This is a genomic window from Microbacterium sp. bgisy189 (assembly GCF_965345345.1).
Lineage (GTDB): Bacteria > Actinomycetota > Actinomycetes > Actinomycetales > Microbacteriaceae > Microbacterium.
In genome coordinates, this window is record NZ_CBDRMZ010000002.1 from 94,014 (window position 1) to 119,374 (window position 25,361).

The window sequence follows — 25,361 nt, forward strand, 5'->3', positions numbered from 1 at the left end:
CGATCACCCCTTGATGTACGGCACGCCGTCGGCGGCGGGTGCGCGGGATTTTCCGACGACACCGGCCACCACGAAGATCGTGACGAGATACGGAAGCATGAGCATGAATTCGCTCGGCACCGGCGAGCCGATGATGCTGAGCGTGTTCTGCAGGTTGGATGCGAAGCCGAACAGCAGCGCCGCGAGGGTCGCCTTGATCGGATGCCACTGGCCGAAGATGACCGCCGCGAGGGCGATGAAGCCGGCACCGTTGGTCATCTCCTTGCCGAAGGCGATGCCGCCGCCGACGGTGAACAGTGCGCCGCCGAGGCCTGCGATCGCGCCGGCGAGCAGCACGTTCCAGAACCGGGTGGCGTTGACGTTGATGCCGACCGTGTCTGCTGCCTGCGGGTGCTCGCCCACCGCGCGCAGACGCAGGCCCCAGCGCGTGTAGAACATCGCGACGAACACCGCGGCGACGATGAAGTAGGCGAGGTAGACGATGACGGTCTGGCGGAAGAACACCGGCCCGATCACCGGAATCTCGCTCAGGAACGGGATCGCGATGCGCGGCAGGCGCGTCGGGTTGTTCAGCGTCTGGGCGTTGGGCTGCAGCACCTGCGTGAACAGGAAGCTCGTGAGTCCCGCGACGAGCACGTTCAGCACGACACCGACGATGACCTGCTCGACGAGGTACTTGATGGCGAACACGGCCAGCACGACCGCGACCAGCACACCGGCGAACGCCGCACCGACCAGGCCCAACAGCGGCTGCTTGGTGATGCTCGCGATGACGCCGGCGGTGAACGCTCCTGCGAGCAGCTGGCTTTCGATCGCGATGTTGACGACACCGGCTCGCTCACCGATGACACCGCCGAGGGCCCCGAAGATGAGCGGCATCGCGCCCAGCAGCGCGCCGGCGAGCAGGTTCGCGACCGGCACGGTGCCACCGGAGGCCGCCCACGTGAGGAAGCCGACGACGCCGACGATGATGAACACGCTCACGACCCACAGGGGTGACCTGCCGACCGAGCGGACGAGCCAGGCCGAGCCCGCCGCGAGCAGTGCCATGAGCACGACGCACGCCCAACCGGTGAATCCGACCGGTGCGACGACGTCGGGCAGGAGGATGGCGTCGGCCGCGGTCGAGACGCGGAACGTCGTCTCACCGCCGCGCGGGGCGGCGATCAGCAACAGGGCGAACAGCGCCGTGAAGACGGCGAGCGCGATGGGTGTCTTCCAACTGCGCACGATGGTCGTCTTGGGCAGCGCATCGGTGGTCGAGACGGTGGCGTGGCTCACTTCGACACCTCCTCGGTCGCGGCGTCGACGTGGTCGGCGGCTGCCTCCTCGCTTGCGGCGGCGTCTTCGGCGATCTTCGCCTTGAGTTCCTTCTTGCGCGCCTTCTCACGGCGACGGCGGTCGCGCTCGTCGGAAGGCAGGAAGAAGATGGTGCGCACGAGCGGCGGCGCCGCGATGAACAGCACGATGAGCGCCTGCACGACGGTGACGATCTCGATCGGCACCTGCTCGGCAGCCTGCATGCTGTAGCCGCCGGCCTTGAAGGCGCCGAACAGGATGCCGGCGGCGAAGGTGCCCCACGGAGTCGACCGGCCCAGCAGCGCGACGGTGATCGCGTCGAACCCGATGCCGGCATCGACACCCGAGGTGAAGCCGGTGGTCGTGGTGCCGAGCACCTGCACGACACCGGCGAGGCCGACGAGGCCACCGGCGATGAGCATGCCGTAGATGTACATGCGCGGCACGCTGATACCCGCCACGCGCGCGGCGTTGGGGTTCTCACCCACGGCGCGGAACTGGAAGCCGAGGCTTGACCGGCGCAGGATCCACCACACGAGCACGGTCGCGAGGATCACGAGGATGAAGCCGAAGTGCAGGTTGTAGCCGGGGCCCAGCAGATCCGGGAGGACGGCGGTGTCCTTCATCGGCGGCGTCTTCGGGTTGCTCGAGCCGGGGGCCTGCAGGAGCCCGGGGGTGCGCAGCATCCACGATACGAAGTAGTACGCGATGTAGTTGAGCATGATCGTCACGATCACCTCGTGGGCGCCGGTGCGGGCCTTGAGGAACCCGGCGATGCCGCCCCACAGCGCGCCGGCGGCGACACCGACGACGAGGGCGACGATCATGTGGAGGCCCCAGGGGAGGTCGAGCGCGAACGCGACCCAGCCGGCGCCCGCTGCCGCCAGCAGCATCTGGCCGCGGCCACCGATGTTGAACATGCCGACGCGGAACGCGAGCGCGACGCCGAGACCTGCGGCGATCAGCGGCGTCGCGAACGTCAGGGTCTCGGTGAACGGTCGGATGCCGCGGAGGAAGTCGGGGGCGCCGAAGTTGTAGATCGACCCCTGGAAGAGCGCAGCGTACGCACCGCCCACGGCATCCAGCACGGCGACGATCGTGTCGAGCGGTCGCGCGAAGAAATAGCCCGAGGCCGCCTGCACGCCTTTGTCGGTGAAGGCGATCATGACGCCGCCGACGAGCAGGGCGAGGATGATCGCGAGTACCGAGATCAGCGCATTGCCCTGGGTGATCTGGCGCAGAGTGGTGTGCCATGTCGACGGCGGCGGAACCTCTGCCGGCGTCTGCGTGGTCATGGCGCTCATGCCGCCGCTCCTTCTCCTGCGGGAGCTTCGCCCGCCATCATGAGGCCCAGCACGTCACGGGGCGTGTCGCCCGGGACGATGCCGACGATGCGGCCGCGGTACATGACCATGATGCGGTCCGCGAGGGCCGCGACCTCATCGAGTTCGGTCGAGATCACGATGACCGGCACGCCCTCGTCGCGTGTCGCGACGATGCGCTTGTGGATGAACTCGATCGATCCGACGTCGACGCCGCGGGTGGGCTGCGCGGCGACGAACAGCGACAGGTCGCGGCTGAGCTCACGGGCCAGCACGACCTTCTGCTGGTTGCCGCCCGAGAGCGTGCCGACAGGGGTGTCGATGCCCTGCGCGCGCACGTCGAACTCAGCGAACTTCTCTTCGGCGAACGCCTCCAGCGCGCCGCGCTGGATCGTGCCGGCGCGCACGAACGGGGCGCCGTCGGCGCGGTCGAGCATCAGGTTCTCGGCGATCGTGAACGTACCGACCAGCCCGTCGACCTTGCGGTCCTCGGGCACGAATCCGACGCCCTCGTCGAGGATGCCGCGCACCGAACGACCGGTGAGCTCGGTGCCGTTGAGGGTGATCGACCCCCGCACCAGCGGCTGCAGGCCGAGGATCGCCTCGGTGAGCTCGGTCTGGCCGTTGCCCTGCACACCGGCGATCGCGAGGATCTCACCGCCGCGCACTTCGAACGACACGTCGTCGACGACGTTGGTGCCGACGGCGTCGCGTACCGTGAGCCCCTCGACGACGAGCGCCTTCTCGCCGAGCTTGGGCGCATCCTTGTGCACCGTGAGCTCGACGGCGCGGCCGACCATGAGCGAGGCGAGTTCGGCGTTGGAGGCGGTCGGCGAGGCTTCGCCGACGACCTTGCCGAGACGGATGACGGTGATACGGTCGGCGACCTCGCGCACCTCACGCAGCTTGTGCGTGATGAACACGATCGAGGTGCCGGCGGCCTTCAGCTCGCGCATGATGCCCATGAGCTCGTCGGTCTCTTGCGGCGTGAGCACCGCGGTCGGCTCGTCGAAGACGATGACCTGCGCGTCGCGCGAGAGCGCCTTGATGATCTCGACGCGCTGCTGCACGCCCACGGGAAGGTCTTCGACGATGGCGTCGGGGTCGACGTCGAACCCGAAGCGTGCCGAGATGTCGCGGACGCGCTGACGTGCCGTTGCGAGGTCGAGGAAGCCGCCGCCCTTGGTGGCCTCGTGCCCGAGCATGACGTTCTCGGCGACGGTGAAGACGGAGACCAGCATGAAGTGCTGGTGCACCATGCCGATGCCGGCGCGCATCGCGTCACCGGGTCCTTGGAAGTTCTGGGGGTGGTCGTCGAGCAGGATCTCGCCGTCGTCGGCGCGATACAGGCCGTAGAGCACGTTCATCAGGGTCGACTTGCCGGCGCCGTTCTCACCGAGCAGGCAGTGGATCTCGCCGGGTTCGACCACCAGATCGATGTGCTCGTTCGCGACGAGACTGCCGAACCGCTTGGTGATGCCGCGAAGTTCGAGCTTCATGATCTCGATCCTAGGGAAGGGGTGCGCCGCGCGCACCGGTGGAAACGTGACGTGGGGAGGTCGGCGTACCGACCTCCCCACGTCAGGAGTGGATTACTGCGCGAGGTACGAGGTGACCTCGATCGAGCCGTCGATGATGCCGGCCTTGATCGTGTCGAGCTCGCCCTGCAGGTCGCCCGAGACGAGGTCCGCGAAGTCGTGGAAGTCGGCGATGCCGACGCCCCCGTTCTCGAGCGTGCCGACGTACGCCGTCGCGTCGAACTCGTCCTGGCCCGCCGCGAGAACGGCTTCTTCGACACCGAGATCCATGAACTTGCGGATCGAGGTGAGCAGCAGGTCGGCGACCGTCGGGTCGGTCTCATAGACGTCGGCGTCGACACCGATGAGCGCGATGTCGCGGCCCGAGTCACGGATGACGGAGGCGGCGCTCTGGTAGATCGGTCCACCGACCGGCAGCAGCACGTCGACGCCCTGGCCGACGATGCCGTCAGCCGCGTTGATGGCGTCGTTGTTGGCCGCGAAGCCACCGGTGAAGACACCGTCGGTGCCGTCCCAGCCGATCACCTCGACGCTCTCGCCCTTCTGCTCGTTCCAGTAGTCGACGCCCTGCTTGAAGCCGTCCATGAAGATCGTGACGGTCGGGTAGGGCGCACCACCGAAGGTACCGACCTTGTCGGCCTCGGAGTACGACGCGGCGGCGTAGCCGGCCAGGAAGGCGGCCTGCGCGGTGTCGTAGACGAGCGGCTTGATGTTCGGCGAGTCCGTCGTACCGTCGAAGTCGTTGTCGACCATGTCGTCGATCGAGACGAAGCTGATGTCCGGGTTGGCGGCAGCGGCCTCGCCGGCAGCGGCGGCGAGCGCGAAGCCGACGGTGACGATGAGCGTGCAGTTCTGGTCGACCAGGCTCTGCAGGTTCGGCGCGTAGTCCTCTTCTGCGTCGGAGGTGACCGTGACCGGCTCGACTCCGAACTGCTCGGAGGCGCGGACCAGGCCCTCGTAGCCGAGCTGGTTGAACGACTTGTCGTCGAAGCCGCCTTCGTCGGAGACCATGCAGGGCTTGAAGCCCTCGACGGCCTCGAGCGTCTCTGCGGGTGCCTCACCCGTCGGGTCGGCTTCGGGAGCGGCGCCGCAGCCGGCGAGCGCGATGATGAGCCCGGCAGCGGCGGTGACGCCGGCGAGCTTCTTGGTGGTCGAGATGGTCAAGACAGCCTCCACGTGGCAGGTCCCGCGGACTTCGCGGGGATCACGCAAAAGTTACCCACTGTGACGGCCAAGTTGCACCCTGCGTGGGCCGCGGGACGGGAAAGGTTACAAAGACGCAATCAATCCGTCATGCACACGGCATCCTGCACCCGGTCTCACGATCGGTGAGTCCGGGTTCCGCCCTCAAAGCACGTCACCGCGACCGGTCAGCTTGAGCGCGTCGACGACGCCCTTCACCCGCTGTGCGTGCTCACTCGTGGTCACCAGCAGCGCGTCGTCGGTGTCGACGACGACGATGTCCTTGACCCCGATCAGGCTGATGACCCGCTTCGTGTGACTGACCACGATGCCGCTCGCCGCATCGGAGAGGATGCGGGCGTTCTCGCCCAGGATCGCGAGGTCGTTCTTGCGACCGCCGGAGTTGAGCTTGGCGAGGCTCGCGAAGTCCCCCACGTCGTCCCAGTCGAAGTGGCCCGGCACGACCGCCAGCTTGCCCTTGTCCGCCGCAGGCTCGGCGACGACGTAGTCGATCGCGATCTTCGGCAGCTTGGGCCACACGCGATCGACGACGGGGCCGCGACGGTCACGGTCATCCCACGCCTCGGCCAGTTCGAGGAGCCCCGCATGCAATGCCGGGTTGTTCGCCTCGATCTCCGCCAAGAGCACGTCGGCGCGAGAAATGAACATCCCCGCGTTCCACAGGTACGACCGATCTGCCACGTAGGCCTTGGCGGTCTCGAGGTCGGGCTTCTCGACGAACCGCTCGACGAGCGAGGCATCGCGCGCGCCGTCGACGATGAGTTCGCCGCCGCGTTTGATGTAGCCGAACCCCACGGCGGGCTCCGACGGCGAGATGCCGATGGTGCAGATGTAGCCCTCGCGTGCGACTTCGACGGCGTCGCGCACCGCGAATTCGAACACGCGGGAGCCACGGATCACGTGGTCTGCGGCGAACGATCCGATGATGACATCGGGTTCGCGACGGTGCAGGATCGCAGCAGCGAGGCCGATCGCGGCGGCGGAGTCGCGCGGTTCGGACTCGAGGAAGACGTTGAGGTCGGCGATGCCGGGCAACTGCTCCTCCACGGCGGCGCGGTGCGCGCGCCCCGTGACGACCGCGATCCGATCGGGACCGGAGAGCGGCTCGAGGCGGTCCCACGTGTCGCGCAGCAGCGAGTGGCCCGACCCGGTGAGGTCGTGCAAGAACTTCGGCGCATCGGCGCGAGACAGCGGCCACAGTCTGCTGCCGACACCGCCTGCGGGAATCACGGCGTAGAAGTCGTCGATGGGAGCTGCCATGCTCCGAGGCTACCGGTGATCGAAAGAACCTCAGTTCCTCTCTCTTCTCTCGATATCGAGAGAACTTAGGGTGCCCTTCGTCGACCGTTCGAACAGACGGGAATAGGATGAAACGGCATCCACGCGCGGCGCAGGGGGCGGATTCCCCGGGACGCAGCGTCGCCCCGATCGTGCGCGAGGTGTCCGTTCATACCAAGGGAGGACGACCGTGTCTGCACCAGCACGCGTCACGCCGTCGGTAGCTCAGACCACGTCCCCGACGCCTCGCGGAACGCTCTATCGCGGCCGCGAAGGCATGTGGTCTTGGGTGCTGCACCGCATCACCGGCATCGCCATCTTCTTCTTCCTGCTCGTGCACGTGCTCGACACTGCGCTGATCCGCGTCGCGCCCGAGGCCTACGACGCCGTCATGAGCACCTATAAGAACCCGATCATGGGTCTCGGCGAGACCGTCCTGGTCGCCGCGATCGTCTACCACGCCTTCAACGGCCTGCGCATCATCGCGGTCGACATCTGGCCGTGGGCGACACGCCACCAGCGTCAACTGTGGTGGACAGTCCTGGTCGTGTGGGTGATCACCGTCGCCGGCTTCGCCGCACGTCACCTGCCCATCGTTTTCGCCGAATTCGCAGGAGGGGGTCACTGATGTCCGCCGACACGCTCGCCGCACCCCGCACCCCCGCCGTCCGCAAGAAGGGCGCCAACCTCGAGAAGTGGGGCTGGATCTACATGCGCGTCTCCGGCGTGCTGCTGGTCGTGCTGATCTTCGGTCACCTCTTCGTCAACCTCATGCTCGGCGAAGGCATCCGCGGCATCGACTTCGCCTTCGTCGCCGGCAAGTTCGCGACGCCCTTCTGGCAGTGGTGGGACGTGCTCATGCTGTGGCTCGCGCTCATCCACGGCGCCAACGGCATGCGCACGATCGTCAACGACTACGTGACCAACGAGAAGGCACGCACCGTGCTCGTGTGGGCGCTGTGGGTCGCCGCCGGCTTCCTCATCCTCCTCGGCACCCTCGTCGTCTTCACCTTCGACCCGTGCATCCCCAACCTCAGCGACGGCAGCGTGCTGGCCGAGGTGTGCGCAGCCTGATCGGCGCGCGGAAAGAAAGCAGCTTGTGAGCACTGACACCGCAGACTCCGTCGTCAAGGACGGCGTGCACTACCACCAGTTCGACATCGTCATCGTGGGCGCCGGCGGGGCCGGCATGCGCGCGGCGATCGAGGCCGGCCCCGGCGCGAAGACCGCCGTCATCACGAAGCTCTACCCGACCCGCTCCCACACCGGTGCGGCGCAGGGCGGCATGGCGGCGGCGCTCGCCAACGTCGAAGAGGACTCGTGGGAGTGGCACACCTTCGACACCGTCAAGGGCGGCGACTATCTCGTCGACCAGGATGCCGCCGAGATCCTCGCGAAAGAGGCGATCGACGCCGTCATCGACCTCGAGAACATGGGTCTGCCGTTCAACCGCACGCCCGAGGGCAAGATCGACCAGCGCCGCTTCGGCGGGCACACGGCAGACCACGGCAAGACCCCCGTCCGACGCGCCTGCTACGCGGCCGACCGCACCGGCCACATGATCCTGCAGACGCTGTTCCAGAACTGCGTCAAGCTCGGCATCAACTTCTTCAACGAGTTCTACGTCCTCGACCTCGTGACCGTGAAGGATGCCGACGGCAACACGCAGGTGGCAGGGGTCGTGGCCTACGACCTCGCGACCGGTGAGCTGCACGTCTTCCAGTCCAAGGCGGTCGTGTTCGCGACGGGCGGCTTCGGCAAGATCTTCAAGACCACCTCGAACGCGCACACCCTCACCGGTGACGGCGTCGGCGTCATCTGGCGCAAGGGCCTCCCCCTGGAGGACATGGAGTTCTTCCAGTTCCACCCGACCGGGCTCGCGGGCCTCGGCATCCTGCTGACCGAGGGCGCCCGCGGTGAGGGCGCGATCCTGCGCAACGCGTCAGGTGAGCGCTTCATGGAGCGCTACGCGCCCACCATCAAGGACCTCGCACCCCGCGACATCGTCAGCCGCTGCATGGTGCAGGAGGTCGCGGAGGGCCGCGGCGCAGGTCCGCACCGCGACTACGTGCTGCTGGACTGCACGCACCTGGGCGCCGAGGTGCTCGAGACCAAGCTCCCCGACATCACCGAGTTCGCCCGCACCTACCTGGGCGTCGATCCGGTCGTCGAGCCGGTGCCGGTCATGCCGACCGCGCACTACGCGATGGGCGGCATCCCCACCAACACCAACGCCGAGGTGCTCGCCGACAACACCACCGTCGTGCCCGGCCTGTACGCCGCAGGCGAATGCGCGTGCGTGTCGGTACACGGCTCGAACCGCCTCGGCACCAACTCGCTGCTCGACATCAACGTCTTCGGCAAGCGCGCCGGCCGCAACGCGGTCGAGTACGTGCAGACCGCCGAGTTCGTCGAACTGCCCGAAGATCCCGCGAAGGACGTTCGCGAGATGCTCGAAGGGCTGCGCAACAACCCCGGCACCGAGCGCATCGCGGTGCTTCGCAAGACGCTGCAGGACGAAATGGACCGCAAGGCCCAGGTCTTCCGAACCGACGAGTCACTCACCGACGTGCTCGGCACGATCGAAGAGCTGCGCGAGCGCTACAAGAACGTGCACGTCGACGACAAGGGCAAGCGGTTCAACACCGACCTGCTCGAGGCCGTCGAGCTGGGCTTCCTGCTCGACATCGCCGAGGTCGTCGTCGTCGCCGCGAAGAATCGCAAGGAATCCCGCGGCGGGCACATGCGCGACGACTTCCCGAACCGCGACGACGAGAACTACATGCAGCACACGATGTCGTACCTCTCGGGCGACGCCGGGTCGTCGAACGCCGAAGACCACATCCGCCTGGGGTGGAAGCCCGTCGTCTTCACGAAGAACGAGAAGGGCGAGTTGAACTACCCGCCGATGGAGAGGAAGTACTGATGACCCTCGTCGCCGACGACGCCACGGCAGAGGCGCAGAACGACACCGGCATCCAGTCGTTCCTCGTCACCTTCATCATCCGCCGCTTCGACCCCGAGGTCGACAGCGAGCCGCGCTGGGTCGACTACGACGTCGAGCTGTACTCGACCGACCGTGTGCTCGACGCGCTGCACAAGATCAAATGGGAGGTCGACGGCTCGCTGACCTTCCGCCGCTCGTGCGCCCACGGCATCTGCGGGTCCGACGCGATGCGCATCAACGGCCGCAACCGCCTGGCCTGCAAGACGCTCATCAAAGACCTCGACATCTCGCAGCCGATCTACGTCGAGGCGATCAAGGGCCTGCCGCTGGAGAAGGACCTCGTCGTCGACATGGAGCCGTTCTTCGCGTCGTACCGCGAGGTGCAGCCGTTCCTCATCGCGAACTCGAAGCCCGAAGCCGGCAAGGAGCGGATCCAGTCGATCGTCGACCGCGAGGTCTTCGACGACACCACCAAGTGCATCCTGTGCGCCGCGTGCACCTCGTCGTGCCCCGTGTTCTGGACCGACGGCCAGTACTTCGGTCCCGCTGCGATCGTCAACGCGCACCGGTTCATCTTCGACTCGCGCGACGACGCCGGCGACGTGCGCCTGAGCATCCTCAACGACAAAGAGGGCGTGTGGCGCTGCCGCACGACCTTCAACTGCACCGAGGCATGCCCCCGCGGCATCGAGGTCACGAAGGCCATCGCCGAAGTCAAGCAGGCCGTCCTGCGCGGCTGAACCGCAACGCTTCACGAGGGGGGCTCCGCCGATGTGGCGGGGCCCCTCGCTAGTGTGGAGCCGTGGCCGACCGTCCTGCTCCCCCGCACCGCGCGGCCGCCGAGGCGCGAGCCGAAGAGGAGGGGCTGCGCCGCCGATGGGAGGCGACCCAGGCATCCCTCCGCGAACGGTTCGACGCGCCGATCGAGCGGGCGACGGCCATCACGCGACGCACGATGGGCATGTTCCCGGTGCGCGTGTGGCGCCATTTCCTGCAGCACAACGGCTTTCTGATCGCCGCGGGCGTCAGCTACCAGGCCCTCTTCTCGTTCTTCGCCGGCATCTACGTCGCCTTCGCCGGCGTCGGCCTGTGGCTGGGCGGCAGCCGCGAGGCCATCGAGCGGATGATCGCCATCATCAACACCTACGTGCCGGGGCTCATCACCGACGATACGGATGCCGGACTCCTCACCACCGAGCAGGTCGTCGAGATCGCCCGGGGCACGGCGAGCGTGCTGGCCGTGACCGGCGCGATCGCGCTCGTGACCGCCGGGTGGACGGCCATCGGGTTCGTCACCTACACGCGCCGTGCCGTGCGCGACATCTTCGGGCTGCCGTTCGACGACCGGTCGTACGTGCTGCTGAAGGCTCGCGACCTGGTGGCGGCCGCCGCGTTCGGCGCGGCGCTGATCGTCGGCTTCGTGCTGACGACGGTGGGCACGTGGTCGCTGCGGGCCGTGTTCGGGCTGCTGGGATGGGGCACCGACTCGATCCTGTTCAACGGCGGCATCCAGGCGGTTTCGGTCGCCGTCTCGCTCGGCCTGAACACGGCCGCGCTCGCGTCACTGTTCTGGTTCCTCACCGGCACGACCCGCCGCTGGCGCACGATCTGGCCGGGTTCGCTGGCCGGCGGCATCGGGCTGACGGTGCTGCAGTTGGCCGCGGGGCTCCTGCTCAGCTACACGCCGAGCAATCCGCTGCTGGCGACCTTCGCGATCTTCGTCGGACTACTGCTGTGGTACCGGGCGCTGGGCATGGTCGTGCTGATCGCCGCCGCGTGGATCGCGGTGACCGCCGCCGACGAGAACGTGCCGCTGCTGCAGCGCAGCGAGGCGCAACGGCTGTGGGACGAGCACCAGGCGCTGCTCGTCGCGGCGCAGGTGCGGCTGCGCACGGCGCAGGATGCTCGCTCGCAGGCGCCGTGGTACCGGCGACTCCCCGCCGATCGTGCGGTGCGGCAGGCGCACGAAGAGCTCGTCGAGGTCGAGGCATCCGCTCCCCCGCGGCCCGGTCGGCGCGGGGCGTCGCTGCTCGACTGACCCCGCCCGGCGGTGTCGGAGGCGCTGGGTAGTGTGTTCTGGTGCCCCGGAACCTTCGCATCGCCTCTGTCAACGTCAACGGCATCCGTGCCGCCGCCCGCAAGGGGATGACGCCGTGGCTGGAGGCGTCGGGTGTCGACGTGCTGACGCTGCAGGAGGTGCGTGCCGAGGCATCCGACCTCGCCGCCGCTTTGCCCGGGTGGCACATCGTCAACGACGAGGCGCTCGCGAAGGGCCGCGCCGGTGTCGCGATCGCCACCCGCGAGCCGTTCGACGTGTGGCGTGTCGAGCTCGGTGACGAGACCCTCGATTCGAAAGGCCGCTGGGTCGAGGCCGAGATCGACGTCGACGGCGAGCTGGTGACGGTCGTCAGCGCCTACGTGTTCACCGGCGAAGACGGCACCGAGAAGCAGGTCGCCAAGTACGCGTTCCTCGATGCGATGGAGGCGCGGATGCCGCAGCTCGGCGAGCTGGCGCTCATCACCGGCGACCTCAACGTCGGGCACCGCGAGCTCGACATCCGCAATTGGAAGGGCAACGTCAAGAAGGCGGGCTTCCTGCCGCGCGAACGTGCATACTTCGATCGGTTCACCGGGGTGGAGGGTGCCGAGGTCGCGACCGTCGACGGCGGGCGTGGCACCGGACTCGGCTGGGTCGACGTCGGCCGACTCTGGGCCGGCGAGGTCGACGGTCCGTACACGTGGTGGTCGAACCGCGGCAAGGCGTTCGACAACGACACGGGGTGGCGGATCGACTACCACCTGGCATCCCCCGCACTGGCCGCACGGGTCGCCGACTACCGCGTGCATCGCGCGTCGGCGTGGGATACCCGCTGGAGCGACCATGCCCCCGTCGTCGCCGACTACGCCTTCGGCTGAGCGCGGTCGTTGAGCGAGCGCAGCGAGACGAAACGCCCACTCCACCCGCCCGGCATAGAATCGATCGGGTGAGCAAACCCCGCCTGTACTCCGGAATGCAGCCCTCCGCCGACTCCCTCCAGATCGGCAACTACATCGGGGCGCTCATGCAGTGGCGGGACCTGCAGGAGGCTTACGAGGCGTTCTTCTCCGTCGTCGACCTGCACGCGCTCACGCAGCCGAACGACCCGGCCGAGCTCCGCGCGAAGACTCGGCGCACCGCGGCGCAGTACATCGCCGCCGGCATCGAGCCGTCGAAGTCGACCCTGTATGTGCAGTCGCACGTGCGCGCGCACACCGAACTGGCGTGGGTGCTGTCGACGATCACCGGTTTCGGTGAGGCCGGTCGGATGACGCAGTTCAAGGACAAGTCGGCCCGATACGGCAGCGACGCGACGAACGTCGGCCTGTTCACCTACCCGGTGCTCATGGCCGCCGACATCCTGCTGTACCAGACCGACATCGTGCCGGTCGGCGACGACCAGAAGCAGCACGTCGAGCTGACGCGTGACCTGGCCGAGCGCTTCAACGCACGCCATGGCAAGACATTCCAGGTGCCGATGCCCGTGATCCAGCAGGACACCGCCCGCATCTACGACCTGCAGAACCCGACCGCGAAGATGTCGAAGTCGGCCGAATCGGACGCCGGTGTGCTGTGGCTGCTCGACGACCCGAAGGTCTCTGCGAAGAAGATCATGCGGGCCGTGACTGACTCCGACGGCACCGTGCGCTACGACCGCGAGACCAAGCCCGGCGTCTCGAACCTCCTGGTGATCTACGCGGCCCTCACCGGCCGCCAGATCGAATCGATCGAGGACGAGTACGCCGGTCGCGGCTACGGCGACTTCAAGAAGGGGCTCGCCGAGGTCGTCGTGAACGAGTTCGGCCCGGTGCGCGAGCGCGCCCTTGAACTGCTCGACGACCCCGCCGAACTCGACCGCGTGCTCGCCGCCAACGCCGCCCGCGCCGACGAGGTCGCCGACGCCACCCTCGCCGCCGTGTACGACAAGGTCGGCCTCCTCCGCCGCGTCTGACCCCGGCATCCGGGCGGTCGTTCGGCGCGGTGGTCCGTTCGGTATTCAGGTTTCCCGAGCGGGCCCTTCGCCCGCCGCCTCGGATTCTCGGGCAAGCGCCTTCTCCGTCGCCAGGCAAGCCTGAATCTTGCACCAAGATCTCGACCGCGCTCGATGCGTCATGACGTGCGACGGCTCTCGAGAAGTCCCTTCAGCGCAGCGAGCACGCTCGCGGGCCGGTAGAGGATGTCTTCGGCGGTAAGTCGGAGCACGCAAAATCCGAGCTCGGCCAAACGTCGATCACGGCGGTAGTCCTTGCGTTGCTGCTCCCAACTCGAGTGGAACTCTTTACTGTCACACTCGACGACAAGCCATTCGTCCACGACGAGGTCGACCCAGCCGACGCCGCTGAAGGCCACTTGCAGATCGACGTGACATCCGAGGCGCATGAGCATCAGCCGCACGAGCGTCTCCGTGCCGGCCTGCGCCGCACCATCGATCCACCTCTTGAGCGCACCGTATCGAGCCGGGAGGGCCGCAAACACTTCGGCGATGTCATCGAGGTCGGCCCATCCTCTGTTGAGCGCACTGTCAAGGGTGGCAATCGCGTACCGCGGCTCCTGGCATCGGACCGCATCGATCAGCGCGTCGATGATGCTGACGCATCCGGCCGTCGGTGGCCGTTCCGGCGCACGCCAGTGGAGGCGAACGGCCCGCTGTGTACGCGGCAGCAGCGACGTGCACCCCGCAGGGGCGCGCATGCGACTCGCGTTCGGCTCCATGTGGACGTGAAGCGGGGTCGCGTCGAAGACGAAGACCCCGAGCTCGGCGAGGAGCGATACACACGCGAGCCGGCCGCCGACACGGACTGCCTGTACGAACAGCTCCGGTGCGTCGCGGGCGACGTAACAGCCTTGCCTCGGACGCAAGATGTCGCCGCGACGTACGGCTGTGGTGATCTCGCGGCCGGAAAGGCCCATTTCGCGGAGTTCCGCCCTCGTCCACACCTCGAACATCCCCCGACACTCGCAAGCCGCGGACACTTCGATTGAACGACGACGCTCGTGCGGGCACAATTGCCCAAGATCGCGAGTTGTGGAGGAGGCGACGATCCGTTCAACATTCAGGCTCACTGGATGCCGGCGCGAGGTGACCGCGCAGTTTTCCGCAGGCCACGGACCGCCGCGGTGCTCCAAGCCTGAATCCTGAACGGGCCCGGCGCGGATATGGTGGCCGGATGGAACCGGTGATGTTGCGGACGGCGCGGCTCGAACTCTCGATCCCGACGGGGACGGATGTCGAGGCGATCACCGCCGCCGCGCAGGATCCCGAGGTGCCCCGGTGGACGACACTGCCGTCGCCCTACAAGCGCACCGACGCGGAGGACTTCGTGCGGTTGTCGCGCTCCTGGTGGGACGAGAACTCCGAGTACACGTGGGCCGTGCGCGCCGGCGGCCAGTGGATCGGGATGCTCGGGCTGCACACCCACAAGTCGCGCCCGTCGCATCGTGACCACGCCGGCGGGGCGGCCGAGATCGGGTACTGGATGGCCTTGCAGGCCCGCGGACGCGGGTATCTGACCGAGGCTGCGCATGCCGTCGTCGCGTGGGGCTTCTCCGCGGAAGGCCTGGGCCTGGCGCGCATCGAGTGGCGGGCCATCGCCGGCAACATCCCCTCGGCCCGCGCTGCCCGGGCGCTCGGCTTCCGCTACGAGGGGCTGCTGCGGCAGGGACTGTCCGATCCGCGCGGCCGTCACGACGGCTGGATCACGGGAGTGCTCGCGACGGACGACCGCACGCGGCAGCCGTGGAGCGTGCTCGAGGACTGAGACGGCGCCGGCGGCGCGTGGCAGGATGAGGTCATGCCCGAGATGCCCGAGGTGCAGGGGCTCGTCGACTTCCTCGACGGGCGGCTGCGAGGCGTGGCGTTCGGCAGGCCGACGGTCGCGAACATCGCGGCGCTGAAGACGTACGACCCGCAGATCGAGACCCTCGCCGGGGCGACGGTGACGGGTGTCTCACGGCACGGCAAGTTCGTCGACATCACGACGGATGCCGGCGTCCACCTCGTGTTCCACCTCGCGAAGGCGGGGTGGCTGCGCTGGTACGACCAGATCCCGGGCACCGTCATCCGGCCGGGGAAGACGCCGATCGCGCTGCGGGTGCGCCTCGCGGACGGCGCCGGCTTCGACCTGACCGAGGCGGGCACGAAGAAGTCGCTCGCCGTCTACGCGGTACGCGACCCGCAGGACGTTCCCGGCATCGCGCGGCTGGGTCCTGATCCGCTGGATGCCGGCTTCACGCGCGACACGCTCGCCGAGATGCTGCAGGGGCGACGCACGCAGATCAAGGGTGTGCTGCGCGACCAGTCGATCATCGCCGGCATCGGCAACGCCTACTCGGACGAGATCCTGCACGCCGCGCGGATGTCGCCGTACGCATTGGCGGCGAGCCTCGCCGACACCGAGGTCGACACCCTGTTCACCGCCGTCACGACCACGCTCGACGAGGCCGTGCGTGCGGCGTCGGGCAAGCCGCCGGCAGATCTGAAGGACGCGAAGCGGCGAGGCATGGCTGTGCACGGCCGCCGCGGTCAGCCGTGCCCGGTCTGCGGTGACGAGGTGCGCAGCGTGTTCTTCGCCGACAACTCGCTCGAGTACTGCGCGACCTGCCAGACCGGCGGTAAGATCCTCGCCGACCGGCGCCTGTCGCGGTTGCTGAAGTAGCCCGGAGCGACGACGAGGCCCCGCCGCGGATTGCGGCGGGGCCCCGTTCAGGCGCTGCTCAGCGCACGTCGTCGTCGACCCAGTCGAAGGACTTCGTGACGGCCTTCTTCCACAGCCGCAGCTGACGGTCCCGCTCCTCGGCGTCGTCAGTGGGCTCCCAGCGGGCATCCTCCTGCCAGTTGGCGCGGAGTTCATCGAGGCCGGACCAGAATCCGACCGCGAGGCCGGCAGCGTACGCGGCGCCGAGCGCGGTGGTCTCGGCGACGACGGGGCGCACGACCGGGACACCGAGCATGTCTGCCTGGAACTGCATCAGCGTCGAGTTCGCGGTCATGCCGCCGTCGACCTTCAGCTCGGTCAGGTCGACGCCGGAATCTGCGTTCACCGCGTCGAGCACCTCGCGCGTCTGGAAGGCGGTCGCCTCGAGTGCGGCGCGGGCGATGTGACCGCGGTTCGCGAAGCGGGTCAGACCGACGATCGCACCACGCGCATCAGGACGCCAGTACGGCGCGAACAAGCCCGAGAAGGCGGGGACGACATACACGCCCCCGTTGTCTTCGACCGAGGCCGCGAGGGTCTCGACCTCGGGTGCCGAGTCGATCAGCCCCACCTGGTCGCGCAGCCATTGGATGAGCGATCCGGTCACGGCGATCGATCCCTCGAGCGCGTACCTGGCCGGCTGGTCACCGAGCTTGTACCCGACGGTGGTCAGCAGGCCGTTGCGCGAGTGGACGATCTCCTCACCGGTCTGGAAGATCAGGAAGTTGCCGGTACCGTACGTGTTCTTGCTCTCGCCACTGTCGAACGCCGCCTGCCCGAACGTCGCTGCCTGCTGGTCACCCAGGATGCCGGCGACCGGCGTCTCGCGAAGCAGGGACGAGTCCTCGGCGTGACCGTAGACCTCGGAGGACGAGCGGATCTCGGGCATCATCGACAGCGGTACGCCGAAGTCGTCGAGGATGTCCTCGCGCCACTGCAGCGTCTCCAGATCCATGAACATCGTGCGCGACGCGTTGGTGACGTCGGTAGCGTGCACGCCGCCGTCCGGGCCGCCGGTGAGGTTCCAAAGCACCCACGTGTCGGTTGTGCCGAACAGCAGGTCGCCCGCCTCGGCGCGCTCGCGCGCACCGTCGACGTTCTCGAGGATCCACGCGATCTTGGTGCCCGAGAAGTAGGTCGCGAGGGGCAGACCGACGATGCCCTTGTAGCGTTCGGTGCCGAGCCCTTCGGTTGCGAGTCGGTCGACGATTGCCTGGGTGCGGGTGTCCTGCCACACGATGGCGTTGTAGACCGGCTCACCGGTGTGCTTGTCCCAGACCACCGCGGTCTCGCGCTGGTTGGTGATGCCGATCGCAGCGATGTCGTGGCGCGTCAGGTCGGCCTTGGCGAGCGCGACGCCGATCACCTCCTGCACGTTGTGCCAGATCTCGGTCGGGTCGTGCTCGACCCAGCCGGCGCGCGGCAGGATCTGCTCGTGTTCCTTCTGCCCGGTCGCGATGATCGACCCGCCGTGGTCGAAGATGATCGCGCGGCTCGATGTGGTGCCTTGATCGATGGCGATGATGTAGTCAGCCATTGGACTTCCTTGTCTGTTCGTGTGATGGATGGTAGCGGAGTCGGCTCAGACGAGTGCCAGGAGCGCAGGCGACGCGAGGGCGGCGAGACCGCCGCCGATCAACGGTCCGACGACGGGGACCCACGAGTAGGCCCAGTCACTCGAGCCCTTGCCCTTGATGGGCAGGAGTGCGTGCGCGATGCGCGGACCGAGGTCACGTGCCGGGTTGATGGCGTATCCGGTCGGACCACCCAGGGAGGCGCCGATGCCGACCACGAGAAGCGCGACCGGCAGCGCCGTGAGGGGGCCGAGGCCTCCGGGTGTGCCGATCTCGATGTCGCCGTAGTCAGCGAACGCGAAGATGACGAACACCAGGACGAAGGTGCCGAAGATCTCGGTGACGAGATTCCAGCCGTAGGAACGGATCGCCGGCCCGGTCGAGAACACGCCGAGCTTGGCTGCGGGGTCTGCTTCGGCATCGAAGTGCTGCTTGTACGCGAGCCAGCAGCCGATCGCACCGAGGAAGGCCCCGGTCAGTTGGCCTGCGACCGCCACGAAGAACAGCCCGACCTCGAGCTTGCCGGCCAGCAGCAGCCCGAACGAGACCGCGGGGTTCAGCTGCGCGCCGGAGTAGGCCGACGTGAGCACACCGGCGAAGACCGCAAGCCCCCAGCCCCAGTTGATCATGAGGGTGCCGCCGCCGAAGCCCTTGGTCTTGGCGAGGATCACGTTGGCCACCACGCCGCAGCCGAGCAGGATGAGCATGCCCGTCCCGACGACTTCGGAGAGGAAGTACAGCCCCATGTTGATGTCATTCATATGTCGTCATCGACCTTTCATTGCACGCCGAACGTCGACCATCGTCGCTCGGTGGTAGGTGGCGCCTGGGATTGTTCGTGTGCGCGTCGACGCCAGGCGTCGCCGACGCGCGCCGTCAGCCGAGCGCGACCAGACTGTCGTGATCCGCGTCGAGGGCGGTGCGGTGGTGGGCACGCAGCACGCGGGTCGCCTCATCGACCTCCGCGGCCTGCGTCTCGGTATCCCAGCCCAACGATGACGCGGCGGCTGCGGCGATCTGGCGAAGTCCGGCGGTTGTCATGCCACCGACGAAGGCGATCGACGTGCGGCGCAAGATGACGTCGGTCAGCGTCACGACGTCCTCGGTCGCGGACAGGTACGCGATCTCTTCAGCGAAGTAGCCGGGGACCGCGCTCAGCTCGGCTGCGCCGGGCGTGACGGCGTCGAGCACGTCGGCGGCGCGGGTTCCGTATCGTTCCAGCATCTGCTCGGCCAGCGCCGCGCTGTGCTCGCCCCGATGGGCGGCGATCCACTTCGCGCGCGTCCGAGGGGTACGCGGGTAGTCGACGCCGCCGCCGATCGAGAGGTCGGCTGTCGATGCGACGCGCTCTCGACCGAGGATCTTCAGCGCGTCCGTCGCGACATGCTCGGCGAGCGCTCGGAAGGTCGTCCACTTGCCACCGACGAGGCTGAGGGTGGTGACGCCGCCGAGCTGTCCGCGCTCGATCCGGTAGTCGCGCGAGACGAAGCCGGGTGCCATGTCATCGTGCCGCGGAAGCGGCCGGATGCCGGAGAACGTGTAGCGGATCTGGGAGCGCTCGACCGTCACGTCGGGGAAGACGTGCCCGATCAGATCGAAGAAGTAGTCGATCTCGTCGTCGGTGCACACCGACTGCTCCCGCGGGTCGGCGTCGATGTCGGTTGTTCCGACCATCACGCGCCCCTTCAGGGGATAGATGAGCACGATCCGGCCGTCGGAGTGCTCGAAGAAGATCTCGTTGCCGCCGGTGGCCGCGAGGAGTTCGTCGTTCTCGAGCACGATGTGCGACCCCTTGGTCCCACCCATGAAGGTCGTCGGTCGCCCGAGAGCCGCGTTCGTCAGGTCCGTCCACGGTCCGCTCGTGTTCACAATGACACGTGCGTTGAACGTGAAGGTCTCGCCGGTGCGTTCGTCGCGCAGCACGACGCCGTCACCGTCGGCGTCGACGGCCGAGACGTAGTTCGCGGCGCGCGCGGCGCCACGTCCTGCCATGATTCCGTCGTGCAGCACGTCCAGCGCGAGGCGTTCGGGGTCGTGCATCGAGGCATCGAAGTAGGTGGCCGTGTACGCCACGCCCTTGTTCATCCGCGGGAAGGCGCGCAATGAACGCTTCTTTCCACGGAAGACGTGGCGGGGAACGGAGCCTCCGTCGCGGGAGAAGGTGTCGTAGATCATGAGGCCGACCTTGATCAGCAGCGCGCCGCGCTCATTCGGCTTGCCGGTGCCGTGGGTGAACAGCAGTCGGAACGGCGCCGTCAGAATCCCGGAGAAGGTCTTGAAGATCGGGATCGTTGTCTCGAGGGGCTTCACGTAGTGCGGTGCGGTGCGCAGCAGCCGGTTGCGTTCGGTGACCGCTTCCTGCACGAGACGGAATTCGCCGTTCTCGAGATAGCGGACACCGCCGTGGACCATGTGGCTCGATGCCGAAGAGGCGCCGGAGACGAAGTCGCCGCGCTCGACGAGCGCGACGTCGATCCCCTGGAGCGCGAGATCCCTGAAAGTCGCGATGCCGTTGATACCGCCACCGATCACGAGCACATCTGCGTGCGGGTTCGATCGCAGCGCGCCGACCTGGGGACGCTCTGCGTCCTGTCGCTTGGTCACCATCGTCGAGGTCCTTCCTTGGAACGTCTGACCAACATCGCGCGGGAACGCACGAATGAGCAAGCTGGTTGCACATATGTGCAGGATTGGTCGAGAATCGACCCGGATCATGCGTCGCACACGCCGATCCCACCACATCGACATGAACGGATGCGTACGGTGGACAAGACGACCGAGGCCCTTCGAGCAGCACAGCTCTACTACATCCAAGGCACCGGCATGGCGGAGATCGCCGCCGAGATGCGGATCTCGCGATCCTCGGTCTCGCGACTGCTCGCGTTCGCCCGTTCGAGCGGACTCGTCGAGATCACCGTCCATTCGCCCCAGGAGGACCGGGATCAGATCGCCGGTCGGATCGCACACACCCACGGCGTGCGGGTGCACATCGTCCCCGCCCCGGATCGCATGAGCGCGGCCGAACGACTCGACCGCACCGCACGCAGCGCTGCACGACTGGTCGCACTACATGCCGACAGCAACACCGTCATCGGCGTCGCCTGGGGCGCGACGCTGTCGGCGCTGTCGCGACACCTGCCGCAGAAGCCGCTGCACGGCGCGCGCGTGGTCCAGCTCAACGGCGCCGCGAACGAGGCGACCTCGGGGGTCCCGTACTCATCCGGCATCCTCCACGGGTTCGCGCATGCATTCGGCGCAGCCGTCGACCTGTTCCCGGTACCGGCACTGTTCGACGACCCGCTGACCAAGCGCGCCATGTGGAGCGAACGGGCGGTGCGGAGCGTCCTCGACGTGCAGGCCCGCGCCGACCTGTTGGTGTTCGGTCTCGGCTCTCCCCAGGCGGAGGTGCCGTCGCACGTCTACGCGGGCGGCTACCTCTCGCGCCGCGACCTCGCTGAGCTCGCGGCGCAGGGTGTCGTCGGAGACTGCGCGACGGTGTTTTTCCGTGCGGACGGGTCGACACAGGACATTCCGTTGAACAATCGCTCGAGCGGACCGTCGTTCGACACGCTGCGCGCCGCGTCGCGACGGATCTGCGTCGTCTCGAGCGGTTCGAAAGTGCCTGCACTTCGCGGCGCGTTGGCGGCGCGACTGGTGACCGATCTCGTCATCGAGGAGTCCGCGGCGCGGATGCTGCTGCAATGACCACCCACCACCACGGCGGGGCACGCCGCCGGCAGGTCATGCGCGGTCATGGGAATGCCAGTGCGTCGGTGCTGTTGAGTACACTCGAGAGCATCAACGTGCTCCGGGGTCGGTGAGAATCCGAACCGGCGGTGACAGTCCGCGAGCCCACAGCCGAAAGGCCTCGGGTTGACCCGGTGGAAATCCGGGACCGACGGTGATGCGACGCGAGTCGCGAGTCCGGATGGGAGGAAGCACGGGCGGTATCTGCTGTGGCGGAGCCGCCCAGCGACGCCTTGCGCACCCGGAGCCTGACGACAGGAACAACGGATGAGCGCGACAGCGGCGGAGCAGACCGCGATGCGGCGCGCCCTCGAGATCGCGCACAACGGTCCGCGGGGCGTGAACCCGCAGGTGGGCGCCGTCATCCTCTCCCCCGCCGGCGACGTGCTGGCCGAGGGCTGGCATCGCGGCGCCGGCACCGCGCACGCCGAGGTCGACGCCCTGTCTCAGCTGGCGCCCGGCGCCGCTCGCGGCGCGACCGCAGTCGTGACGCTGGAGCCCTGTAACCACACCGGCCGCACCGGCCCCTGCGCGCAGGCGCTCATCGACGCCGGCGTCGCCCGTGTCGTCTATGCCATCGACGACCCCGGTGCGCTCTCGCACGGCGGCGCTACCCGGCTGCGTGACGCGGGTGTCGACGTCGACGCGGGGGTGCTCGCAGATGAGGCGACCGACCTGCTCGCGTCATGGTTGACCGTGCAGCGCCTCGGGCGACCGCACATCACCGTCAAATGGGCCCAGTCCCTCGACGGGCGCGCCGCCGCAGCCGACGGCACGAGCCAATGGATCACCGGGCCCGCAGCCCGGGCCGACGTGCACGAGCGCCGCGCGAACGCCGACGCGATCGTGGTGGGCACCGGCACCGTCCTCGCCGATGACCCGGCACTCACCGCCCGCCGCCCCGACGGCTCCCTGTTCGCGCACCAGCCGCAGCCCATCGTGCTCGGTGAGCGCGACGTGCCCGCCGGCGCTGCCATCCGCCGCCACCCGCTGCCGTTCGCCCGGTTGGCCGGCGACCTCGAAACCGACGTGCTGCCGCAGCTGCGCGCGCTCGGCATCCACCGCGTGTTCGTCGAGGGCGGGCCGACCATCGCGTCGGCCTTCGTCGCCGCCGGGCTCGTCGACGACCTGCTCGTCTACCTCGCCCCCACGCTCATCGGGGGCGAGCGCCTCGCACTCGGCGACCTCGGCGTTGCGACGATCGACGCGCAGCACCGACTCGACATCTCCGCCGTCGAGCGCCTCGGCGACGACCTGCTCATCGTGGCCCACCCGAAGGCCCCCTCAGACGAAGAAGCCCGCTCGGACGAAGAGGAGACCCCCTGATGTTCACCGGACTGGTCGAAGAGATCGGCACCGTGACGGCTGTCGAGCCGTCCGGCGACGGGGTGCGCCTGACCGTGCGCGCACCGAAGGCGGTCTCGGATGCCGCGCACGGCGACTCCATCTCGATCTCCGGCGTCTGCCTGACCGTCGTCGATCAGGGCGACGACTGGTTCACCGCCGACGTCATGAAGCAGACCCTCGACATGTCGACGCACGCCACGATCGCCCCGGGTTCGACGGTCAACGTCGAGCGGGCGATGACGGCGCACGCCCGCCTGGGCGGCCACATCGTGCAGGGCCACATCGACGGCACCGGCGACGTGCTCGACGTGCGCCCCGGTGCGCAGTGGCGTGTGCTGCGCGTCTCGGTGCCGCAGGACCTCGCACCGCTGGTCGTCGACAAGGGTTCGATCGCCCTCGACGGCGTATCGCTGACCGTCAGCGCGGCCAGCCCCGCGGCGGCCGTCCCGGCCTGGTTCGAAGTCTCGCTCATCCCCGAAACCCTCGCCGCGACGACGCTCGGCGAGCGCACGGTCGGCGACACCGTCAACCTCGAGACCGACATCCTGGCGCGCCACGTGCGACGCCTGCTCGAATTCACCCCGAACACCCCCGAAGGAGGCTCCCGATGAGCCTTTCCACCATTGAAGAAGCGCTCGACGCACTGCGCGAGGGCCGCCCCGTCATCGTCGCCGACAACGAAGACCGTGAAAACGAAGGCGACGTCGTGCTGTCGGCGCAGCTCGCGACACCCGAGTGGATCGCCTGGACGGTGCGCCACTCCAGCGGGTTCCTGTGCGCCCCGATGCCCACCGATTGGGCGGACAACCTCGACCTGCCGCCCATGGTCGAGGTCAACGAAGACGCACGCGGCACCGCGTACACCGTCAGCGTCGACGCCGCCGAGGGCGTGACGACGGGCATCAGCGCGTCGGACCGCGCCCGCACCCTCAACGTGCTCGCCGACCCCACCTCGACGCCCGCGAGCCTCATCCGCCCCGGGCACATCCTGCCGCTGCGGGCCGTCGACGGCGGCGTGCGCGAACGCGGCGGACACACTGAGGCGTCGGTCGAACTCATGAAGCTCGCCGGGCTCGAGCCGGTCGCCGTGATCGGCGAGGTCGTCGCCGAAGACGGCTCGATGATGCGCCTGCCGGGGCTGCAGGAACTCGGCGCCGCCGACGGCATCCCCGTCATCACCATCGAGCAGCTGATCGCCCACCTCGACGCGATCGACCCGCAGCCGGTCGCCCCGGCATCCGCCCACCGTCGCCGCGTGAGCCTGCGCGCGGAGGCGAAGGTGCCCACGGCGCACGGCACGTTCCGCTTCCTCGCGTACAAGGACCGCGTCACGGGCACCGACCACATCGCCGTCGTCTCGGGCGAGCTGACCGATGCGACCGCGCTCGTGCGTGTGCACTCGGAGTGCCTCACCGGCGAAGCGTTCGGCTCACAGAAGTGCGAGTGCGGACCGCAGCTCGACGCAGCCCTCGACGCCATCGACCGTGACGGCGGTGTCGTCATCTACATGCGCGGCCACGAGGGACGCGGCATCGGCCTCATCAACAAGCTGCGCGCCTACAGCCTGCAGGAGCGCGGCCTCGACACGGTCGACGCGAACCTCGCGCTGGGTCTGCCCGCAGATGCCCGCGACTACGCCGCGGCAGCCGGCATCCTCGCCGACCTCGGCATCGACAAGGTGCGTCTGCTCACCAACAACACCGACAAGGTCGACCAGCTGCGCGGCCTCGGTCTCGACGTCGTCGAGCAGGTGCCGCTGCTGGTCGGCGTCGGCCCCAACAACCACCAGTACCTGGCCACCAAGCGTGACCGCATGGGCCACATCATCGGCGCCGACGAACTCGAGAGCGCACTGGCTTCGACCAAGGAGAACAACGCATGAGCGGACACGGCGCACCCCGCACCGAACAGATCGACGCACAGGGCCTGAACGTCGTGGTCGTCGCCGGCCAGTGGCACGACGTCATCACCGACGGGCTGATCGCGGGGGCGACCCGCACCCTCGAGGCCGCCGGTGCGACCTGGCGTCTCGTGCGGGTGCCGGGCTCGTTCGAACTGCCCGTGGCCTGCAAGGCCGCGCTGGATGCCGGTGCCGACGCGACCGTCGCACTCGGCGTCATCATCCGCGGCGGCACGCCGCACTTCGAGTACGTGTCGGCTGCCGCGACCGACGGCCTCACCCGCGTCGCGATCGACACGGGCAAGCCGGTCGGGTTCGGCGTGCTCACCCTCGACGACGAGCGGCAGGGGCTCGACCGTGCAGGGCTCGAGGGCTCGAAGGAGGACAAGGGGGCCGAGGCGGCCGACGCCGCGCTGCGAACCGCACTCCTGCTGCGCGACCTGCGCGCCTGAGCCGCCTCGCTAGGCTCGCTGG

The 25,361-nt window shown here is 68.4% G+C and carries 23 protein-coding genes and 1 riboswitch; of the genes, 14 read left to right on the top strand and 9 right to left on the bottom strand.

All coding sequences use genetic code 11. From position 1 onward, the window contains the following. Positions 1–3 precede the first annotated feature (3 nt). From ACSF8R_RS03490 to ACSF8R_RS03510, 5 genes are all read right to left on the bottom strand, one after another. Complete coding sequence (locus tag ACSF8R_RS03490; RefSeq protein ID WP_434810472.1) at positions 4–1,281, bottom strand: ABC transporter permease; 1,278 nt, start codon at positions 1,279–1,281, stop codon at positions 4–6. Then, positions 1,278–2,594 (bottom strand): ABC transporter permease, encoded by a 1,317-nt coding sequence (locus tag ACSF8R_RS03495; RefSeq protein WP_434810810.1) that lies wholly within the window; start codon positions 2,592–2,594, stop codon positions 1,278–1,280. Before ACSF8R_RS03495 ends, ACSF8R_RS03490 begins: the two co-directional genes overlap by 4 nt. Positions 2,595–2,599: 5 nt before the next feature. Then, positions 2,600–4,120 (bottom strand): ABC transporter ATP-binding protein, encoded by a 1,521-nt coding sequence (locus ACSF8R_RS03500; RefSeq protein WP_434810473.1) that lies wholly within the window; start codon positions 4,118–4,120, stop codon positions 2,600–2,602. A gap of 93 nt (positions 4,121–4,213) precedes the next feature. Beyond that, positions 4,214–5,323, bottom strand: coding sequence for a BMP family lipoprotein (locus tag ACSF8R_RS03505; protein ID WP_434810474.1), 1,110 nt, complete (start codon positions 5,321–5,323; stop codon positions 4,214–4,216). 183 nt (positions 5,324–5,506) lie between these two features. Further along, complete coding sequence (locus tag ACSF8R_RS03510; RefSeq protein ID WP_434810475.1) at positions 5,507–6,622, bottom strand: mannose-1-phosphate guanylyltransferase; 1,116 nt, start codon at positions 6,620–6,622, stop codon at positions 5,507–5,509. A gap of 208 nt (positions 6,623–6,830) precedes the next feature. Here ACSF8R_RS03510 and sdhC point away from each other — a divergent pair, with 208 nt between their 5' ends. From sdhC to trpS, 7 genes are all read left to right on the top strand, one after another. Then, entirely contained in the window at positions 6,831–7,268 is a 438-nt protein-coding gene (gene sdhC, locus ACSF8R_RS03515; RefSeq protein ID WP_434810476.1) for a succinate dehydrogenase, cytochrome b556 subunit, read from the top strand. Next, the gene (locus ACSF8R_RS03520) at positions 7,268–7,714 is read left to right on the top strand and encodes a succinate dehydrogenase hydrophobic membrane anchor subunit (RefSeq protein WP_434810477.1); all 447 of its coding nucleotides are present in this window, start codon (positions 7,268–7,270) and stop codon (positions 7,712–7,714) included. Before sdhC ends, ACSF8R_RS03520 begins: the two co-directional genes overlap by 1 nt. A gap of 25 nt (positions 7,715–7,739) precedes the next feature. Continuing rightward, positions 7,740–9,566: a succinate dehydrogenase flavoprotein subunit gene (gene sdhA, locus ACSF8R_RS03525; RefSeq protein WP_434810478.1), complete on the top strand. Its 1,827-nt coding sequence runs from the start codon at positions 7,740–7,742 to the stop codon at positions 9,564–9,566. After that, the gene (locus ACSF8R_RS03530; protein WP_434810479.1) at positions 9,566–10,327 is read left to right on the top strand and encodes a succinate dehydrogenase iron-sulfur subunit; all 762 of its coding nucleotides are present in this window, start codon (positions 9,566–9,568) and stop codon (positions 10,325–10,327) included. Before sdhA ends, ACSF8R_RS03530 begins: the two co-directional genes overlap by 1 nt. Before the next feature lie 62 nt (positions 10,328–10,389). Beyond that, positions 10,390–11,625, top strand: coding sequence for a YihY/virulence factor BrkB family protein (locus tag ACSF8R_RS03535; protein ID WP_434810480.1), 1,236 nt, complete (start codon positions 10,390–10,392; stop codon positions 11,623–11,625). Positions 11,626–11,666: 41 nt separating this feature from the next. Beyond that, positions 11,667–12,503, top strand: a complete 837-nt coding sequence (locus tag ACSF8R_RS03540) for an exodeoxyribonuclease III (protein WP_434810481.1) — start codon at positions 11,667–11,669, stop codon at positions 12,501–12,503. Between the two features lie 68 nt (positions 12,504–12,571). Next, a complete protein-coding gene (gene trpS / locus ACSF8R_RS03545; protein ID WP_434810482.1) occupies positions 12,572–13,576 on the top strand; it encodes a tryptophan--tRNA ligase in 1,005 nt (334 codons plus the stop codon). Between the two features lie 158 nt (positions 13,577–13,734). Here trpS and ACSF8R_RS03550 read toward each other — a convergent pair whose 3' ends face one another. Then, positions 13,735–14,571, bottom strand: coding sequence for a DUF559 domain-containing protein (locus ACSF8R_RS03550; RefSeq protein WP_434810483.1), 837 nt, complete (start codon positions 14,569–14,571; stop codon positions 13,735–13,737). 221 nt (positions 14,572–14,792) lie between these two features. Between ACSF8R_RS03550 and ACSF8R_RS03555 the strand changes: the two genes are divergently transcribed. Beyond that, positions 14,793–15,383: a GNAT family N-acetyltransferase gene (locus ACSF8R_RS03555; RefSeq protein WP_434810484.1), complete on the top strand. Its 591-nt coding sequence runs from the start codon at positions 14,793–14,795 to the stop codon at positions 15,381–15,383. A gap of 33 nt (positions 15,384–15,416) precedes the next feature. Then, positions 15,417–16,280, top strand: coding sequence for an Fpg/Nei family DNA glycosylase (locus ACSF8R_RS03560; RefSeq protein ID WP_434810485.1), 864 nt, complete (start codon positions 15,417–15,419; stop codon positions 16,278–16,280). 58 nt (positions 16,281–16,338) lie between these two features. Here the strand turns inward: ACSF8R_RS03560 and glpK are convergent, their stop codons facing one another. The 3 genes from glpK to ACSF8R_RS03575 form a co-directional block, all read right to left on the bottom strand. Continuing rightward, positions 16,339–17,856: a glycerol kinase GlpK gene (gene glpK, locus ACSF8R_RS03565; RefSeq protein ID WP_434810486.1), complete on the bottom strand. Its 1,518-nt coding sequence runs from the start codon at positions 17,854–17,856 to the stop codon at positions 16,339–16,341. A 45-nt stretch (positions 17,857–17,901) separates the two neighbouring features. Then, positions 17,902–18,654: an MIP/aquaporin family protein gene (locus ACSF8R_RS03570; RefSeq protein WP_434810488.1), complete on the bottom strand. Its 753-nt coding sequence runs from the start codon at positions 18,652–18,654 to the stop codon at positions 17,902–17,904. A gap of 115 nt (positions 18,655–18,769) precedes the next feature. Further along, positions 18,770–20,500, bottom strand: a complete 1,731-nt coding sequence (locus ACSF8R_RS03575; RefSeq protein WP_434810489.1) for an FAD-dependent oxidoreductase — start codon at positions 20,498–20,500, stop codon at positions 18,770–18,772. A 147-nt stretch (positions 20,501–20,647) separates the two neighbouring features. On the opposite strand from ACSF8R_RS03575, the gene ACSF8R_RS03580 reads away from it, so the two are divergent. The 5 genes from ACSF8R_RS03580 to ribH all read left to right on the top strand — a co-directional run bounded on the left by ACSF8R_RS03580 (position 20,648) and on the right by ribH (position 25,339). After that, on the top strand, positions 20,648–21,598 hold the full coding sequence (locus ACSF8R_RS03580) for a sugar-binding transcriptional regulator (RefSeq protein ID WP_434810490.1): 951 nt from the start codon (positions 20,648–20,650) through the stop codon (positions 21,596–21,598). Positions 21,599–21,693: 95 nt separating this feature from the next. After that, positions 21,694–21,838, top strand: a riboswitch (FMN riboswitch). Between the two features lie 69 nt (positions 21,839–21,907). Next, positions 21,908–22,966, top strand: coding sequence for a bifunctional diaminohydroxyphosphoribosylaminopyrimidine deaminase/5-amino-6-(5-phosphoribosylamino)uracil reductase RibD (gene ribD / locus ACSF8R_RS03585; RefSeq protein WP_434810491.1), 1,059 nt, complete (start codon positions 21,908–21,910; stop codon positions 22,964–22,966). Next, on the top strand, positions 22,966–23,598 hold the full coding sequence (locus ACSF8R_RS03590; protein WP_434810492.1) for a riboflavin synthase: 633 nt from the start codon (positions 22,966–22,968) through the stop codon (positions 23,596–23,598). The genes ribD and ACSF8R_RS03590 overlap by 1 nt, the downstream gene beginning before the upstream one ends. Beyond that, positions 23,595–24,869: a GTP cyclohydrolase II gene (gene ribA, locus ACSF8R_RS03595; protein ID WP_434810493.1), complete on the top strand. Its 1,275-nt coding sequence runs from the start codon at positions 23,595–23,597 to the stop codon at positions 24,867–24,869. Before ACSF8R_RS03590 ends, ribA begins: the two co-directional genes overlap by 4 nt. Continuing rightward, complete coding sequence (ribH, locus tag ACSF8R_RS03600) at positions 24,866–25,339, top strand: 6,7-dimethyl-8-ribityllumazine synthase (RefSeq protein ID WP_434810494.1); 474 nt, start codon at positions 24,866–24,868, stop codon at positions 25,337–25,339. Before ribA ends, ribH begins: the two co-directional genes overlap by 4 nt. The last annotated feature ends 22 nt before the right edge of the window (positions 25,340–25,361 follow it).

Bases quoted from the DNA above. Each gene is read 5' to 3' on its own strand.
- ACSF8R_RS03495 (WP_434810810.1), bottom strand. From the start codon at position 2,594: ATGACCACGCAGACGCCGGCAGAGGTTCCGCCGCCGTCGACATGGCAC.
- ACSF8R_RS03500 (WP_434810473.1), bottom strand. From the start codon at position 4,120: ATGAAGCTCGAACTTCGCGGCATCACCAAGCGGTTCGGCAGTCTCGTC.
- ACSF8R_RS03510 (WP_434810475.1), bottom strand. From the start codon at position 6,622: ATGGCAGCTCCCATCGACGACTTCTACGCCGTGATTCCCGCAGGCGGT.
- ACSF8R_RS03520 (WP_434810477.1), top strand. From the start codon at position 7,268: ATGTCCGCCGACACGCTCGCCGCACCCCGCACCCCCGCCGTCCGCAAG.
- ACSF8R_RS03530 (WP_434810479.1), top strand. From the start codon at position 9,566: ATGACCCTCGTCGCCGACGACGCCACGGCAGAGGCGCAGAACGACACC.
- ACSF8R_RS03550 (WP_434810483.1), bottom strand. From the start codon at position 14,571: ATGTTCGAGGTGTGGACGAGGGCGGAACTCCGCGAAATGGGCCTTTCC.
- ACSF8R_RS03555 (WP_434810484.1), top strand. From the start codon at position 14,793: ATGGAACCGGTGATGTTGCGGACGGCGCGGCTCGAACTCTCGATCCCG.
- ACSF8R_RS03560 (WP_434810485.1), top strand. From the start codon at position 15,417: ATGCCCGAGATGCCCGAGGTGCAGGGGCTCGTCGACTTCCTCGACGGG.
- glpK (WP_434810486.1), bottom strand. From the start codon at position 17,856: ATGGCTGACTACATCATCGCCATCGATCAAGGCACCACATCGAGCCGC.
- ACSF8R_RS03570 (WP_434810488.1), bottom strand. From the start codon at position 18,654: ATGAATGACATCAACATGGGGCTGTACTTCCTCTCCGAAGTCGTCGGG.
- ACSF8R_RS03575 (WP_434810489.1), bottom strand. From the start codon at position 20,500: ATGGTGACCAAGCGACAGGACGCAGAGCGTCCCCAGGTCGGCGCGCTG.
- ACSF8R_RS03580 (WP_434810490.1), top strand. From the start codon at position 20,648: ATGCGTACGGTGGACAAGACGACCGAGGCCCTTCGAGCAGCACAGCTC.
- ribD (WP_434810491.1), top strand. From the start codon at position 21,908: ATGAGCGCGACAGCGGCGGAGCAGACCGCGATGCGGCGCGCCCTCGAG.
- ACSF8R_RS03590 (WP_434810492.1), top strand. From the start codon at position 22,966: ATGTTCACCGGACTGGTCGAAGAGATCGGCACCGTGACGGCTGTCGAG.
- ribA (WP_434810493.1), top strand. From the start codon at position 23,595: ATGAGCCTTTCCACCATTGAAGAAGCGCTCGACGCACTGCGCGAGGGC.
- ribH (WP_434810494.1), top strand. From the start codon at position 24,866: ATGAGCGGACACGGCGCACCCCGCACCGAACAGATCGACGCACAGGGC.